Origin of the sequence: Pantoea sp. Ap-967 (assembly GCF_011752565.1) — a bacterium.
Taxonomy (GTDB): Bacteria; Pseudomonadota; Gammaproteobacteria; order Pseudomonadales; family Pseudomonadaceae; genus Aquipseudomonas.
In genome coordinates, this window is record NZ_VWXK01000027.1 from 65,471 (window position 1) to 81,269 (window position 15,799).

Sequence of the window (15,799 nt, forward strand, 5' to 3'; positions counted from 1 at the left end):
GAATGTTGCATCCCCGAGGCTAGAGTATTTAATCGGATCCAATCAAAAGTTGATGCTGGTCAAACAAGAGAAGCAGCATGGATGGCGCTTACCCTCAACCATTGGATGGCAAGTCGGTTCTCCTGGTGGTAGACGACTACCCGGAAAACCTGATCAGCATGCGCGCCCTGCTGGCGCGCAATGATTGGCAGGTGCTGACGGCAAGCTCCGGGACCGAAGCCCTGGGCACCTTGCTCGAACACGATGTCGATCTGGTGCTGCTGGATGTGCAGATGCCGGAGATGGACGGTTTCGAGGTGGCCCGCCTGATGCGCGGCAGCCAGCGTACCCGGCTTACCCCCATCATCTTCCTCACCGCCAACGAGCAGTCCGACGCCGCCGTGCTCAAGGGCTACGCCAGTGGCGCGGTGGACTACCTGTTCAAACCGTTCGACCCGCAGATCCTCAAGCCCAAGGTGCAGGCGCAGCTTGACCAGCAGCGCAACAAACGCATGCTGCAGCGCCTGACCCGTGAGCTGGAAGCCGCCCGCGCGTTCAATGCCTCGATTCTGGAAAATGCCGCCGAAGGCATTCTGGTGGTCGGCGCCGAGGGGCTTATCAGTTTTGCCAACCCGGCGATTTCGCGCTTGCTCAAGACCCCGGTCGAGCAACTGCAGGGCGCCCCGTTGCTGAGCCTGCTGCAGCTGGCCAATGCCACCCTGTGGACCGAGTCGGAGTTCCATAGCGCCTACCTGGCGCGCCAGATCGTGCGCGTGCACGACGCGCACCTGCGCACCCCGGGTGGCCAACTGGTGCCGGTGGCCCTGTCCTGCGCACCGTTGCCGGCGGAGCAGCAGGCCATGGTGGTTACGGTGCTGGACATGTCGGTGGAGCGCAACCTGCACCAGCAACTCGAATACCAGGCGGTCACCGACCCGCTGACCGGGCTGCTCAACCGCCGCGGTTTCTACCAGGCCGCCGAGGGCGCATTGCTGCGCAGCGAGCGCTCGGACAAGGCCCAGGCCTTGATGTACATGGACCTGGACGGCTTCAAGCGGATCAACGACTCGCTCGGCCACGAAGCCGGCGACCGGGTGCTGCGCTGGGTGGCCGAGCAGATCAAGGACTGCCTGGGCAGCGAGGCCCTGCTGGCGCGCATGGGCGGTGATGAATTCACCGCCCTGTTCGACGGTTTGCCGTACCCGGAACAGGCCGGGCGTTATGCAGAGAAATTACTCGAACGTGTGTCGATCCAGCAGCAGATCGAAGGGCTCGACGTGTGCCTGGGCGTGAGTATCGGGATTGCCACCTACCCCGATTGCGGGGCCAATGTGGAAGGCTTGCTGAGCGCCGCCGACACTGCCATGTATGCGGCCAAGCAAGCCGGCCGCCAGCAGTACCGTTTCTACGACCAGGAACTCAATGGCCGGGCGCGTTCGCGCCTGATGCTCGAAGACAGCGTGCGCAATGCCATCGAGGCGCAGGATTTCACCCTGGTGTACCAACCCCAGGTGGCGTTCGCCGATGGCAAGCTGCGCGGCTTCGAGGCGCTGTTGCGTTGGCAGCACCCCAGCGTCGGCGATGTGCCGCCCGGGCTGTTCATTCCATTGCTGGAGGAAGCGCGCCTGATCAACCGCCTGGCCAGCTGGATCTACCGCCAGGGCGCCGCCCAGCGCCAGGCCTGGAGCCAGCGCTTCGGCGCGGACCTGGTGCTGGGCATCAGCCTGAGCCGGGCGCAGTTCACCATGCCCGGTTTGGTCGACGAGCTGCAGCGGGTGATTCAGGACGACCAGCTGATTCCCTCGCAGCTGGAGGTGGAGGTGGCCGAAACCTCGCTGATGTACAACATCGACGCGGCCATCAAGCAGATTCACCGCCTGCGCGAGCTGGGCGTGCGCGTGGCCCTGGACGACTTCGGCGCCGGTGACTGCTCGTTGCGCATGCTGCGCGACCTGCCGATCGATACGGTGAAGCTGGACCGCCACCTGGTGGCGCGCTTGCCGGACTCAGCCGCCGATGCCGCGTTGGTGCGCAGCGTGATCAGCCTGTGCGCCGACTACCGCATCACGGTCATTGCCGAAGGCGTGGAAACCCCGGCCCAGGCTGCGTGGCTCAAGGCCAACGGGTGTGAATACGTGCAGGGCTTCCTGGTGGCCTACCCGATGACCGCCAATGATGCCAGCGGCTTCCCGGCGAATTATTCCTGGCCACGGCCATGATTGGCTAGAATCGGCATTCGTTACACCGAAGCCGTGCCATGACCGAACTACGCTATTTGCAAGCTTACCCGCCGCACCTGCAGGAGCAGGTGCGGCAGATGATCGACAGCGACCGCCTGGGCGAGTACCTGCAGCGCCGTTACCCCGGCCGCCATGCCGTGCAGAACGACAAGGCGCTGTACGGCTATGCCCAGGACTTGCGCCAGCAGTACCTGCGCAGTGCGCCGAACCTCGACAAGGTGCTGTTCGACAACCGGCTGGACCTCACCCACCGGGCCCTGGGGCTGAACACCGCGGTATCGCGGGTGCAGGGCGGCAAGCTCAAGGCGAAGAAGGAAATCCGTATTGCCTCGCTGTTCAAGGAGGCGGCGCCGGAGTTCCTGCGCATGATCGTGGTGCATGAGCTTGCGCACCTGCGCGAGCGCGACCACAGCAAGGCGTTCTACCAGCTTTGCCAGCACATGGAACCGGCCTACCACCAACTGGAATTCGACCTGCGCGTCTACCTGACCTACCGGGAGTTGCCAGGCAACCTGTAAGGACCCGCAGCATGGATGTGAGCAAGACCAAGAGCAGTTTCTACCGCCGCCTCTATGTGGCCTGGCTGATCGACAGCCAGACCGCCACCAGTGTACCGGCGCTGATGGAGGCCACCGGCATGCCACGGCGCACGGCGCAGGACACCATCGCCGCGCTGGCGGACCTGGACATCGTCTGCCAGTTCGAACAGCAGGACGGCGCGCGCAACCATGCCGGGCAGTACCGCATCCATGACTGGGGCGCGATCGACAAGCAGTGGATCATCCAGCACCTGCGCCAGATCAAGACAGTGCTCGGGTACCCTTGAGGCACGCGGCGGCGCATCGCGAGCTGCGCTCGCTCCTACATTCCCAAGGCCAACACCACCCTGGTAGGAGCGAGCGCAGCTCGCGATAGGGCCCGCCCAGGAATCCTCACGTCGCCGGCGATTCCTTGACCAAATGCGCCGCCAGGGTTCGCAACGGCCCCAGCTGCCGGCAAATCAGCGCCAACTGTGTTTGCACCAAACGCTGATGCTCATCCAGCTCTTCGGGCATCTGCTCCAGCGCATTGGCCAGCGCTTCTTCCTCGTCACTGTGGATCGCCACCGGCAAGCGCGCCGCCAGCCCATTGGCGATTTCATCCAGGCTGCTGGCCACGCGCTGCCCGGCACCCTCGATCAACTGCTCCTGTACCTCGGCCGGCAAGGCCGTGTCGCGGTGCGCGCCCAGCCCAGACAGGTAGCTGAGCAAGGTGTGCGACAACACCAGGAAGCGGAACCCCACATCGGCTTCCTTGCGAAAGTGCCCAGGCTCCATGAGCATGTTGGCCAGCGTGGTCGACAGCGCCGCGTCGGCGTTGTGGGCGTTGCGCCGGGCCAGGCGGTAGGCCAGGTCGTCGCGCTTGCCATGGGCGTACTGCTGCATGATCTGGCGCAGGTACACGCTGGCGCAGGCCAGGGTGTTGGCCAGCGCCTTGTTCAACCGCCGGCCCTGCCAGTCGGGCAGGAACAGGAACACTGCCAGGATGGCGATCAGGCTGCCCACCAAGGTATCGAACAGGCGCGGCAGGAACAGGCCATAGCCATCGCCGATTTGGTTGAAGCAGAACAGCACCATCAGGGTGATCGCTGCTGTGGCCAGGGTGTAGCGGGTGGTGCGGTTGACGAAGAACACCACCCCGGCGGCCACCGCGAACAGCGACTGGATGACCGGGTTGGGGAACAGGTCGAACAGCGCCCAACCCACGGTCAGGCCGATGGCCGTGCCGATGATCCGCTGCACCAGCTTGCGCCGGGTGGCGCCATAGTTGGGCTGGCAGACGAACAGCGTGGTGAGGATGATCCAGTAGCCTTGGGTGGGGTGGATCAGGTGCACCATGCCGTAGCCGATCGACAGCGCCAGCGGTAGGCGCAGGGCATGGCGAAACAGCAGCGAGGTTGGCGTCAGTTGGGTGCGCAGGCGCGTCCACACGTCTTTCAGGTTGCGCGGCGAGCGGTCGAGCAGGCTGCTGTCGCTGGCATCGGCCAGGCTGTCGGGGTTGCTTGCGGCGCTGAGCAGGCGGTCGAGGGTCGCCAGGTTGGCGGCCAATGCCCGCAGCGAGCGCAACAGGCTGCGCCAGGCTGGGTTGCTTTGGATGCGCAGGTGCTCCAGCGAGGCGTTGAGGTCTTCCAGGGCTTCGGCGAAACCGCTGGCCAGGACGAAGGGCTGGCGCAGGCGGATCGACCGGGCCAGTTCCTGGCAGGACGAGCCTTGCTTGCGCAGCAGGCGTTGGCAGCGGAACATCACGTCGCTGTGGAAGAACGCCTCGCTCAGGGCGTTGTACGGGTAGTGCGAGGCGCTGACCCGCTCGTGGATATCCTGGGCCAGGAAGTACAGCTTCAGGTAGCGGCTGACCTTGGAGTTCGGCTGGCTGTTGCCCACCCGGTGCAGGATGATTTCCTTGGCCGCATTGAGCGCCGCCACCACTTTGCCGTTCTGCCGCGCCAAGGCCAGGCGCTGGGCTTCGACATCGAGGGTGCGGATCGGCTCGAACAGCGCCGCCTTGAGCTTGAGGTAGCTGCCCAGCTCGAAGAACAGCTTGGCCAGGCTCTGTTGCACCGGCTGGTTGGAAAACAGCGCCTGCCACAGCACCGAGAGCAGGCCGTACCAGGCCGCACCGGCCACCAGCAGCATCGGTTCGTGCCAGAAATCGGTCACCAGGCCGCCGCGCTGGTCCACGCCGATCATGGTGTACACGGCGGTAATCAGCGTCGCCGAGGCGATCGCCCCGTAGCGCTCGCCCAGTGCGCCGAGCATGGTCAGGCCGAATGCCGCCAGGGCCAAGGCGATGGCGAAGATCCAGGGGTAGGGGAACAGCAACTCCACCGCCAGCGCGGCAATGGCGAAACACACCAGGGTGACGGCCAAGGCGCTGAGGCGGCCTTGCCAGCTGTCGTCGGTCTCGGCCAGGGCGCTGGCGATGATGCCGAGGAACAGCGGAATCAGCAGGGCCATCTCGTTCTGGTACCAGCACAGGGCCAGGCTGCCGGTGAGGGCAAGGGTAACCCGGATGCTGTAGCTGAACTTGTCTTGGCCCCACAGGCGACGCAGTGACTGACGTAACGAGCTCGATGACATGATGGCCTGCTAGGCAGTGATCGAAAGAATGCATTGCAGCACGGCCCAGCAAGAAGCGTTCCGTGCTGCTGAATGGATTCTACCCTACACGAACTGCGCTGCGGCGTTGGCAGAGGCCCAGGCCCACTGGAAGTTGAAGCCGCCCAGATGCCCGGTCACATCCAGCACCTCGCCGATGAAGTACAGGCCTGTGCTTTTCAGCGATTCCATGGTCTTGGACGACACTTCGCGGGTGTCTACGCCACCCAGGGTCACTTCAGCGGTACGGTAGCCTTCGGTGCCGGCCGGCACCACCTGCCAGTTCGCCAGTTTTTCGGCGATCTGCGCCAATTCTGCCGGGGTGTACTGCTTCATCGGCCTGGATTCGAACCACTGCTCGGCCAGCAGGTTGGCCAGCTTGCGGGTGAATACCTCGGCCAATACCGTCTTGAGCTCGGCGTTGGCGCGCTCTGCCTGCACCTGTTGCAGCCAGTGCAAGGCATCGCGGTCGGGCAGCAGGTTGATCTCCACCGTGTCGCCAGCTTCCCAGAACGAGGAAATCTGCAGGATCGCCGGGCCACTGAGGCCGCGGTGGGTAAACAGCAGGTTTTCGCGGAAGCTGGTGCCGTTGCAGCTGGCGGTGCAGTCCAGCGAGGTGCCCGACAGCTCGGTGCACAATGCCTTGAGTTGGGGCTCGGTGATGGTGAACGGCACCAAACCGGCGCGGGTGGGCAGCAAGGCATGCCCAAACTGGCGCGCCACCTGGTAGCCGAAGCCGGTGGCGCCCAGGGTTGGAATCGACAGGCCGCCGGTGGCGATCACCAGCGATTGGCAGGCGAAGGGGCCTGCACTGGTTTGCAGCAGGTAGCCGGTTTCGGTTTTCTCGATGTGCTCGATGCTGGTGCTCATGCGGATTTCGGCGCCGGCGTCGGCGCATTCGGCCAGGAGCATGTCGAGGATGTCACTGGCCTTGTTGTCGCAGAACAGCTGGCCGAGCTTCTTCTCGTGGTAGGGCACACAGTGCTTGGCCACCAGCTCGATGAAGTCCCACTGGGTGTAGCGGGCCAGTGCCGACTTGCAGAAATGCGCGTTCTGCGACAGGAAATTGGCAGGCTCGGTGTACATGTTGGTGAAGTTGCAGCGTCCGCCGCCCGACATGAGGATTTTCTTGCCGGGCTTGTTGGCGTGGTCGAGCAGCAGCACCCGGCGGCCACGGCGCGCGCTGAGCTGGGCGCACATCAGGCCGGCGGCGCCGGCGCCGAGGATGATCACGTCGGTGGAGTGCACGGTGTTACCTCATAGATTGCCGGGGCTGCTCTGCAGCCCAATCGCGACCTGCGGTCGCTCCTACCGGAATTGCGCGGCCCGCATTGGGCGCTACGCGATCCCTGGTAGGAGCGACCGCATGTCGCGATTGGGCCGCAAAGCGGCCCCAAAAGGGTTCAGACGATACGAACTTTCAGGGACCGGCCCTTGATCTTGCCGCTGTTCAAGCGCTGCATGGCCTGCTTGGCCAGCGGCCGTTCGACGGCCACGAACGCCTGGAAGTCGAAAATCGCGATCTTGCCCACCTGCTTGCCCGGAATGCCGGCATCGCCGGTCAGCGCGCCGAGGATATCGCCCGGGCGCAACTTGTCCTTGCGCCCGGCCGCGATGCACAGGGTGCTCATCAGCGGCAGCAGCGGCTCGCCACCCTTGTTCTTCAGGCTGTCCAGCTGGTCCCAGCGCAGCGGGCTTTTCTGCAGGGCCTCGATGGCCTGGGCACGGTGGCCTTCGGCTGGCGCCACCAGGCTCACCGCGATGCCTTTTTCGCCGGCCCGGCCGGTGCGGCCCACGCGGTGTACGTGGATCTCGGCATCACGCGCCAGTTCCACGTTGATGACCATGTCCAGGCCATCGATATCCAGGCCGCGGGCGGCCACGTCGGTGGCCACCAATACCGAGCTGCTGCGGTTGGCGAACATGGTCAGCACCTGGTCGCGGTCGCGCTGTTCCAGGTCGCCATGCAGGGCCTGGGCGACGATGCCCTTGGCGGTCAGGTGGGCAACCACGTCCTCGCACTGCTGCTTGGTGAAGCAGAAGGCCACGCAGGACTGCGGGCGGTAGTGGCCGAGCACGCGGGTCACGGCGTCCAGGCGCTGCTGCGGGTCGATCTCGATGAAGCGCTGCTCGATCTGGTTGTCGGCGTGCAGGCTCTCGACCTTCACCTGCTGCGGCTTGCGCATGAAATCGGCGGCCAGTTGCTCGATGCCGGCCGGGTAGGTGGCCGAGAACAGCAAGGTCTGGCGACGCGAAGGGGTTTTGCCAATGATGCTGGCGATGGCGTCGAAGAAGCCCATGTCGAGCATGCGGTCGGCTTCGTCGAGGATCAGGGTGTTCAGGCCATCGAGCACCAGGGTGCCTTTGTCCAGGTGCTGCTGGATACGCCCAGGGGTGCCGACGATGATGTGCGCGCCATGCTCCAGCGAAGCGATCTGCGGGCCCAGCGACACGCCGCCGCACAGGGTGAGGATCTTGATGTTGTCCTCGGCACGGGCCAGGCGGCGCAGTTCCTTGGCCACCTGGTCGGCAAGCTCGCGGGTGGGGCACAGCACCAGGGCCTGGCAGCCGAAGTAGCGCGGGTTGATCGGGTTGAGCAGGCCGATGCCGAAGGCGGCGGTCTTGCCGCTGCCGGTCTTGGCCTGGGCGATCAGGTCCTGGCCGCGCAGGATGACGGGCAGGCTCTGGGCCTGGATTGGCGTCATCGAGGCATAGCCGAGGGCGTCCAGGTTGGCCAGCATGGCGGCGGACAGCGGCAGGGAGGCAAAGGCGGTGGATTCGGTGGTCACGAGGCGGGCCTGCGGTGCGAAGCGAAAAATGCCGCACAGTCTACCAGCCTCATGGCCATTCGCCCTACGACTCCATGTGTTGTTCCGGACGACGGGCACGCCTTCCGTCCGTCGGCGACAGCTGCAGGAAGATCGCCGCCGCCAACATGGCCATGACGCCGATGGTGACGAACGTCAGCTGGAACGCACCCAAGGTGGTTTCCACGCCCTCGGCGCTGCCAGCGGCGGTGAAGCCGCCAAGCAAGGCCCCGGCGCAGGCCACGCCCAGGCTCAACGACAGTTGCGCAACCACCGACAGCAGGCTGTTGCCGCTGCTGGCGCTGGCATCGTCGAGGTCGATCAGGGTCACCGTGTTCATGGCCGTGAACTGCATCGAGTTGACCGCACCGAGCAGCGCCAGCTGCACCAGCAGCAGGGCATACGGGGTTTGCTCATCGACCAGCCCCAGGCTTGCCAGCAACAGCCCCAGCAGCAAGGTGTTGCCGGTGAGCACGATGCGGTAGCCCAGGCGTTCGATCAACGGCCGGGCCACGGACTTGGCGACCATCGCCGAGGCCGCCAGCGGGATCATGCTCATGCCGGCCTGGGCCGGTGAATAGCCCAGCGCTACCTGCAGCAGCAATGGCACCAGGAACGGCAGGGCGCCGCTGCCCAGGCGCGAGAACAGGTTGCCGAGGATGCCGATGGCGAAGGTGCGCACGCGGAACAGGCTGGGCGAGAACAGCGGCTCCGGGTCGCGCCCGGCACGCAGCCAGTAGGCGGCCAGGCAGGCCATGCCGGCAAACAGCAGCAACATGACCCGCAGGTGCGGCAGGTGCAGCTCGCCCAACCCCTCCATGGCGATGGTGATCAGCACCATGGCCGCGCCGAACAGGACGAAGCCCGGGCCGTCGAAGCTGGTGCGCTCGGCGCCGCGCAGGTCGGGGATGAACTTCCACACCGCGTAGCAGCCCAGGGCGCCGACCGGCAGGTTGAGCAGGAAAATCCAGTGCCAGCTAAGGATTTCCACCAGCCAGCCGCCCAGGGTCGGGCCCAGCAGCGGGCCGAGCAGGCCGGGGATGGTGATGAAGCTCATCACCCGCACCAGCTCGCTGCGCGGGTAGGCGCGCAGCACCACCAGCCGCCCGACGGGCAGCATCAGCGCGCCGCCCAGGCCCTGGATCACACGCGCGAAGATCAGGAACACGAGGCTGTTGGCGGCGGCGCACAGCAGCGAGCCGAAGCTGAACAGCAAGATGGCGCTGAAGAAAATGCGCTTGGTGCCGAAGCGGTCGGCGATCCAGCCCGAGGCCGGTATCAGCAGCGCCACGGTGAGCATGTAGGCGATCACCACGCCCTGCATGCGCAGCGGGTCTTCGGCAAGCGAGCGGGCCATGGCGGGCAGGGCGGTGTTGAGGATGGTGCCGTCCAGGGACTGCATGAAGAAGGCGATGGCCACCACCCAGGGCAGCCAACGGGCGGTGGTGGGGTCAAGCGGTGCTCGGTCGGGCATGGCTTCCTCTTTTTGCCTGTGCCGGCCCTTTCGCGGGGCAAGCCCGCGCCTACAGCGAAAGGGCCGGAAATGCCAATCACAATGTCAGGGTAAGGCCTTTGACCAGCGCACCCGGCAGATGACTCGACCCGGTGCTGCGCTGCCCATAGGTACTGGTAGACAAGATCATCTCGCGCTCGCAGGTCAGGTCTTCCAGCTGGCTCCCCAGCAGGCTGTATAGGCTGTCGTCAAAGCGCATGGTGCTCACCGGCCCCTGGATCTCGCCGTTCTCCACCCAGAAGGTGGCAAAGCGGGTCAGCCCGGTCATGCGCGCAGCGGGCAAGTCCGAGTAGTTCAGGTACCACAGGTTGCTGATATACAGCCCGGTGCCGAGCCGCTGCAGGATCTGCCCGGTGGCAAGGCTGCCCGGCGCCAGGCTCAGCGCACAGGGCGACTCATAGCTGTCGGCACCATTGGCCAGCAGCGCGAACTCCGCCGCGCTGCGTGCGCTGATCAGCCGCTTCAGTGCCTGGCCCTGCTGGATCAGCGGTACATCCAGGCGCGGCGAGCCTTCGTCGGAAAACGCCGGGCTCAGCGAGCCGCTGACCTGCTCGGTGAAGCTCACCAGCGGGCTGAGCTGCGCATCGCCGCTGTACAGGCGCTGCAGCGCGCTGTTGCCGGTGGCCAGGGCCTGCGCGGAGAAACCGCCCCAGCACAGCATGCCGGCGATTTCGTCCATGGCGGCTGGCGCCAGGTAGGCGCGGTAGCTGCCGGGCTTGAGGGTGACCGCCGGGCGGCCCAGATAGCCCAGCTGCTCCCGGGCCTGGCGCAAGCGGGCGCTGAAGTCCGCGGCGCTCCACTGCTGCCCGGCGTAATTGGCCTTCACCGCCTGGCCATTGTTGTGGAACAGGCTCCAGTCGAAGTTGAAGCTGTTGGCCTGGTGCCAGCCCAAGGCCCCGTAGGAGCTGGCAAAGCCCCGGCAGATCGGGCCGGCGGCGTAGATCCCGACCAGGTCGAGGTCGCCGGCTTCGCGGTCGAGCAGGGCCAGTACTTCACTCAGCTCGGGCAGCGGCTGCACCTGCTGGCTGTGGCTTTGCCAGGCGCTTTCGTCCAGGCGCAAGTACGGGTCGACGGCCAGCAGCGGCAAGGTCTGGCGCAGTTGCGCCAGGGCATCGAGCAGGCGCTGGTGGTCGAGCGGGGCGTCACCACTCAAGGTCACCTGCTGCTCTGCCTGGCGGTTGTCGCGGATCAGCCGCAGCTGTGCGCTGGCTTGGCTCACGTCGCCGGCCTGGCGCACCTGGGCGTGGTTGAAGCGCACGAACTGCGAGTGCTCGGCGCTGTAGCCGAGGGTGAATTGTTCACCGGCCTGCAGGGCGCTGCGCACGGCGCCTACCAAGGCTTCGAATGCATGTTTCATCAGGCGTCTCCCCCGAATACGTCGATCTGGCGGAACACGCAGGCGGGCGAGGCGTGCCCGACCCGCACCACCTGGTTGGGTTCGCCCTTGCCGCAGTTGGGCGTGCCCAGCACCTGGAAGGTGCTGCGGTCACCGACTGCCGCCAGGTTTTGCCAGAACTGCGCGGAGATGCCGCGGTAATTGGGGTTCTTGACGATGCCCTTGAGCTCGCCGTTCTCGATCAGCTGGCCCCATTCGCAGCCGAACTGGAACTTGTTGCGCGCATCGTCGATGGACCAGGAACGGTTGGTGCGCATCAGGATGCCGTGCTCGATGCCGCCGACCAGTTGCTCCAGGCTCTGGTCGCCCGGTTCGATGTTGAGGTTGGCCATGCGGTCGATCGGGGCGCGGTTCCAGCCACAGGCGCGGCTGTTGGCAACGCCGTCCAGGCCCGAGCGGAACTGCGACAGCGCGCCGCCCAGCGGGCGCAGCAGCAGGCCATCGCGGATCAGGAACTGCTTGCTGGCCGCTGTGCCGTCGTCATCGAAGCTGTAGCTGGCCAGCTCTTCGCCGATGGTGGGGTCGAAGGTCACGTTGAGCTGTGTGGAGCCGTACTGCAGGTGGCCGAAGTCGCTGGCCTTGACGAAGCTGGTGCCGGCGTAGTTACGCTCGTCACCGAGGATGCGGTCCATCTCCAGCGGGTGGCCGATGGACTCATGGATCTGCAGCATCATCTGGTCGGGCATCAGCAGCAGGTCACGCGGGCCGCTGGGCGTATTTGGCGCCAGCAACAGCTGCAGCGCCTCATCGGCGACCTGGCGGGCGGCGCCGACCAGGCCACAGCGTTCGATCACCTCGAAACCGCCCTGCTGGCCGAAGTTGTCGCGGCCCAGGCTGCGGCTCTGGCTGTCCTGGCCGTTGCTGGCGGTGACGCTCAGGCCGGGGAACAGGAAGCACTGGGCATGGCGCAGCTCGGCGCCCGCGCTGTTCAGGTAGGTTTGCTCCACCAGGCTCAGGCCCAGGCTGGCCTGCCAGTCCACCAGGCGGCTGTCCTTGGGCACGCTGGCCGATTCGGCGGCGAGCAAGCCCAGGCAGTCGGCGAGGTTGGGCAGCGGCTGGTCGAAGTTGGGCGAAATGTGGTCGTGGCGGGCATCGGTCACGGGTTGGCCGCGCAGGTCGAGCAGGCTGTAGCTGGCGATCTGCCGGGCCAGTGCCTCGGCCTGTTCCAGCGCCCGTTGCAGGCCGGCCTGGGACAGGTCGGCAGTGGCCGCGTAGGCCTCCACGCCGTTGACCCGTACCGTGAGCATGGCGCCTTCGTCCTGGCTGAAGAAGGGTGGCTCGGCCACATTGCGGCGCACCGACAGCGCCTGGTGCGACTGTTTTACATGGCGCAGGGAAAACAACTCGGCCGTGCTGCGCAGCGCGTTGAAGCGCTGGCGCAGCAGGGCGCTGGAATCGAACATGTGCAAGCCTCCGTTTTCACGGTGGCTCCCCCTAGAACCACCCGTCTTGCATGGTGAGGCAGGTGTCGTCGCGTGCCTCTAGCAATGCCAGGTCATTATGGCAGCCCGGTACTTCCCAGGTCAGGAAATAACGAGCGGCTTGCAGCTTGCCCAGGTAGAAGTCGCGGTCGGCGGGGTTGCCCTTCAACAGGCCGAGCTCAGCGTGAACCGCCTGCTCCAGCCAGCGCCAGCCGATCACGCAGTGGCCGAACGCCTTGAGGTACAGGGCCGAATTGGCCAGGGCGCCGGCGACCTTGCCCTGGGCCAGGTCACCGAGCAGCGCCAAGGTCACGCTTTGCAGGCGGTTGACCAGTTGTTCCAGCGGCTGGCGCAGTGGGTCGAGGGCGGGGTGATGGCTGGCACGCTCGGCGGTGGTGGCAATCAGGCGGATCAGTTGCTTGAGGCCGGCACCGTTGTTCTGGGCAAGCTTGCGGCCCAGCAGGTCGAGCGACTGGATGCCCTCGGTGCCTTCGTGGATCGGGTTCAGGCGGTTGTCGCGGTAATACTGCTCGACCGGGTATTCGCGGGTGTAGCCGTGGCCGCCAAGGATCTGGATTGCCAGTTCGTTGGCCTTGAGGCAGAAGGCCGAAGGCCAGGACTTGACGATGGGCGTCAGCAGGTCGAGCAGTTCCTGGGCCTGTTTGCGCTCGGCTTCTGCACTGGCGGTGTGGGTATCGTCGAACAGCCGCGCGGCGTACAGGCCCAGGTCGAAGGCGCCTTCGACATAGGCCTTCTGCGCCAGCAGCATGCGTTTCACATCGCTGTGCTCGATGATCGGCACGCCCGGGCTGTGTGGGTCTTTATTGTCTGGCAGGCGGCCTTGCGGCCGCTGACGGGCGTATTCCAGTGAGTAGAGGTAGCCGGCGTAACCCAGCATCACGGCGCCCATGCCCACACCGATGCGCGCCTCGTTCATCATCTGGAACATGCAGGCCAGGCCCTGGTGTGGCTGGCCAACCAGGTAGCCGACGCATTGGCCGTTGTCACCGAAGTTCAGTGCGGTGGAGGTAGTGCCGCGCCAGCCCATCTTGTGGAACAGCCCGGCCAGCAGCACGTCGTTGCGTGGGCCGCGGCTGCCGTCTGCGTTGACCAGGTACTTGGGCACGATGAACAGCGAGATGCCTTTCACCCCGGCGGGTGCGTCCGGCAGCTTGGCCAGCACCATGTGCACGATATTTTCCGACAGTTCGTGGTCGCCGCCGGAGATGAAGATCTTGTTGCCCTTGAGCCGGTAGCTGCCATCGCCTGCCGGTTCGGCACGGGTGCGGATGTCGGCCAGCGACGAGCCGGCATGGGGTTCGGTCAGGGCCATGGTGCCGAAGTAGCGGCCTTCGATCATCGGTTGCAGGTACAGGCGTTTCTGTTCCGGGCTACCAAAGCTTTCGATCAGGTTGGCCGCGCCCATGGTCAGGAACGGGTAGGCCGTGGTGCCGGCGTTGGCTGCCTGGAAATGGGCGAAGCAGGCCTGCGAGACGAGGCTGGGCAGTTGCATGCCGCCCACTTCGAAGTCGCGGTTGGCATTGAGGAAGCCGGCTTCGAGGAAGGCATCGACAGCGGGCTTCACTTCGGCAATCAGTTCGGCGCGGCCATCCATATACCGCGGTTCGTTTTCGTCGGCCTTGCGGTTGTGCGGGGCGAAGAATTTTTCGGCGATGGTGCGTGCGGTGGCCAGGGCGGCGTCGAAGGTTTCGCGGCTGTGCTCGGCGAAGCGTGGGCGCTGGGTGAGCGCTTGGGCGTCGAGGACTTCGTAGAGTTCGAAGGCGAGGTTGCGGGGGCTGAGCAGAGTCTCGGGCATGGTCGCGGTCCTTGGGCGGGATGCAGCGAGTCTAGGGGGTTGGGTGGGGGGCGGGGAGGTTAATAGGTTTGGGTGATATGGGTTTAGAAAGGGGGGAGGCGTTTTTGGGGCCTGCCTTGGGGATTTTAGCGCCTGTGAGATCGAGCGCCGCCCGCGCGGCGCATCGCGAGCTGCGCTCGCTCCTACGTTTGTTTCCGGCCAGTAACGCCTGTGGCAGACGCGCGCGACCGCCTTGTTGGTACGACGCGATATTGCGCCATGCGCCAAAGCGTTCGCGCGCAAATCCCCCAGGACCCACTGGCCCGAAACAAACGTAGGAGCGAGCGTAGCTCGCGAAGCGCCGCGCGGGCGGCGCTCGATCTCACAGGCGCAGAATCTCCTTGGGCAATCACAGGGAAGAACCCTACGCGCAATGGTGGCATTACCGTCGCTCTGCGCGACTCCTTAGGCGTTGGGCGGTGCATGATTCAAGCGGGCAAGGCTATCGGAATTTTCTTACTTTGCCCTCGGAAGCGTATGGCATACGCCTAAACAGGCACCGATGTTCAATGGCAGCCCTAAACAACACAAGGGTTGCTAATAATGTCTGAACAAGAGAAGGCCCCGGCTACTCAACAGTCGCAGTTTTTTGTGGTGTCTTTAAAGAAAGTAGCGATCGTCAGCTTTTTTACATTTGGTTGGTATTGGCTTTTTTGCTTTCATCGTAGCTGGGTACTGCACCGAAGGTACACTGGGGAGCGGGTGCTACCACTGATTCGTGCATTGTTCGCCGCTTTTTTCGTTTATTCGTTGCTAAGGCGTGTGGATAAGAAGATTTGTAGTTCAGGGCGCAGGTATCAGTGGTCGCCGCTCGCGATAACTCTGGTTTTTATTGTCAGCTGCGTAGTTACTTTTTATGTAGAACACGGTCTGTACGGACCCAGCGTTAACGCTGCGATTATTGGGCTTTTTTTGTTGGATGTATTGAATGTCTGGTGCGTGGTGATCATGCAGCGCGCAATAAATTATTCTGAGGGGGATGTTAGCGGGGAGGCAAATTCGGCGATTACTGTTTTTAATTGGCTGTGGATGGCATTAGGCCTGTTGATATGGCCCAGCCTGATTTTGGCAGTGCTTGCGGGATTGCTGATGGGTATCGATTAGGCGCAGCTTGATGGTGCGGGCTCGTTGCCCGCAAGCGCGCCGCCATCCCGTGTAGGAGCGGGCTTGCCCGCGAACACCGGCTCAGCCGGTGCCATGCACTGCGGTGCCTGCTTCGTAGAGTTCGAAGGCGAGGTTGCGGGGGGTTGAGCAGAGTCTCGGGCATGGTCGCGGTCCTTGTGCGGTCAGACAGGGAGCGTTCTTGGGGGCTGCCTTGGGGATTTTAGCGCCTGTGAGATCGAGCGCCGCCCGCGCGGCGCTTCGCGAGCTGCGCTCGCTCCTACGTTTGTTTCCGGCCAGTAACGCCTGTGGCAGATGCGCGCGACCGTCTTGTTTGTACGACGCTATATCGC

At 64.9% G+C, this 15,799-nt stretch carries 11 protein-coding genes; 4 read left to right on the top strand and 7 right to left on the bottom strand.

The window, feature by feature from the left end; all coding sequences use genetic code 11:
* Positions 1–77 precede the first annotated feature (77 nt).
* The 3 genes from F3J45_RS23110 to F3J45_RS23120 are packed head-to-tail and all read left to right on the top strand — an operon-like array spanning position 78 to position 3,045.
* The gene (locus F3J45_RS23110) at positions 78–2,198 is read left to right on the top strand and encodes a bifunctional diguanylate cyclase/phosphodiesterase (protein ID WP_167068453.1); all 2,121 of its coding nucleotides are present in this window, start codon (positions 78–80) and stop codon (positions 2,196–2,198) included.
* 38 nt (positions 2,199–2,236) lie between these two features.
* Positions 2,237–2,737, top strand: a complete 501-nt coding sequence (locus F3J45_RS23115; protein WP_167068457.1) for a M48 family metallopeptidase — start codon at positions 2,237–2,239, stop codon at positions 2,735–2,737.
* 11 nt (positions 2,738–2,748) lie between these two features.
* Positions 2,749–3,045: a helix-turn-helix domain-containing protein gene (locus tag F3J45_RS23120; protein WP_167068460.1), complete on the top strand. Its 297-nt coding sequence runs from the start codon at positions 2,749–2,751 to the stop codon at positions 3,043–3,045.
* A 106-nt stretch (positions 3,046–3,151) separates the two neighbouring features.
* On the opposite strand, the gene yccS is transcribed toward F3J45_RS23120, so the two are convergent.
* The 7 genes from yccS to F3J45_RS23155 all read right to left on the bottom strand — a co-directional run bounded on the left by yccS (position 3,152) and on the right by F3J45_RS23155 (position 14,306).
* On the bottom strand, positions 3,152–5,335 hold the full coding sequence (yccS, locus tag F3J45_RS23125; RefSeq protein WP_167068463.1) for a YccS family putative transporter: 2,184 nt from the start codon (positions 5,333–5,335) through the stop codon (positions 3,152–3,154).
* A gap of 84 nt (positions 5,336–5,419) precedes the next feature.
* The gene (locus F3J45_RS23130; RefSeq protein ID WP_167068466.1) at positions 5,420–6,601 is read right to left on the bottom strand and encodes an NAD(P)/FAD-dependent oxidoreductase; all 1,182 of its coding nucleotides are present in this window, start codon (positions 6,599–6,601) and stop codon (positions 5,420–5,422) included.
* Positions 6,602–6,756: 155 nt separating this feature from the next.
* The gene (gene dbpA, locus F3J45_RS23135; RefSeq protein WP_167068470.1) at positions 6,757–8,142 is read right to left on the bottom strand and encodes an ATP-dependent RNA helicase DbpA; all 1,386 of its coding nucleotides are present in this window, start codon (positions 8,140–8,142) and stop codon (positions 6,757–6,759) included.
* Positions 8,143–8,206: 64 nt separating this feature from the next.
* Positions 8,207–9,634 (bottom strand): multidrug transporter subunit MdtD, encoded by a 1,428-nt coding sequence (gene mdtD, locus F3J45_RS23140; protein WP_167068473.1) that lies wholly within the window; start codon positions 9,632–9,634, stop codon positions 8,207–8,209.
* 76 nt (positions 9,635–9,710) lie between these two features.
* On the bottom strand, positions 9,711–11,030 hold the full coding sequence (locus F3J45_RS23145; RefSeq protein ID WP_167068476.1) for a TldD/PmbA family protein: 1,320 nt from the start codon (positions 11,028–11,030) through the stop codon (positions 9,711–9,713).
* Positions 11,030–12,472, bottom strand: a complete 1,443-nt coding sequence (locus F3J45_RS23150; RefSeq protein WP_167068479.1) for a TldD/PmbA family protein — start codon at positions 12,470–12,472, stop codon at positions 11,030–11,032. Before F3J45_RS23150 ends, F3J45_RS23145 begins: the two co-directional genes overlap by 1 nt.
* A 31-nt stretch (positions 12,473–12,503) precedes the next feature.
* On the bottom strand, positions 12,504–14,306 hold the full coding sequence (locus tag F3J45_RS23155; RefSeq protein WP_167068482.1) for an acyl-CoA dehydrogenase: 1,803 nt from the start codon (positions 14,304–14,306) through the stop codon (positions 12,504–12,506).
* A gap of 582 nt (positions 14,307–14,888) precedes the next feature.
* On the opposite strand from F3J45_RS23155, the gene F3J45_RS23160 reads away from it, so the two are divergent.
* Complete coding sequence (locus F3J45_RS23160) at positions 14,889–15,449, top strand: hypothetical protein (RefSeq protein WP_167068485.1); 561 nt, start codon at positions 14,889–14,891, stop codon at positions 15,447–15,449.
* The last annotated feature ends 350 nt before the right edge of the window (positions 15,450–15,799 follow it).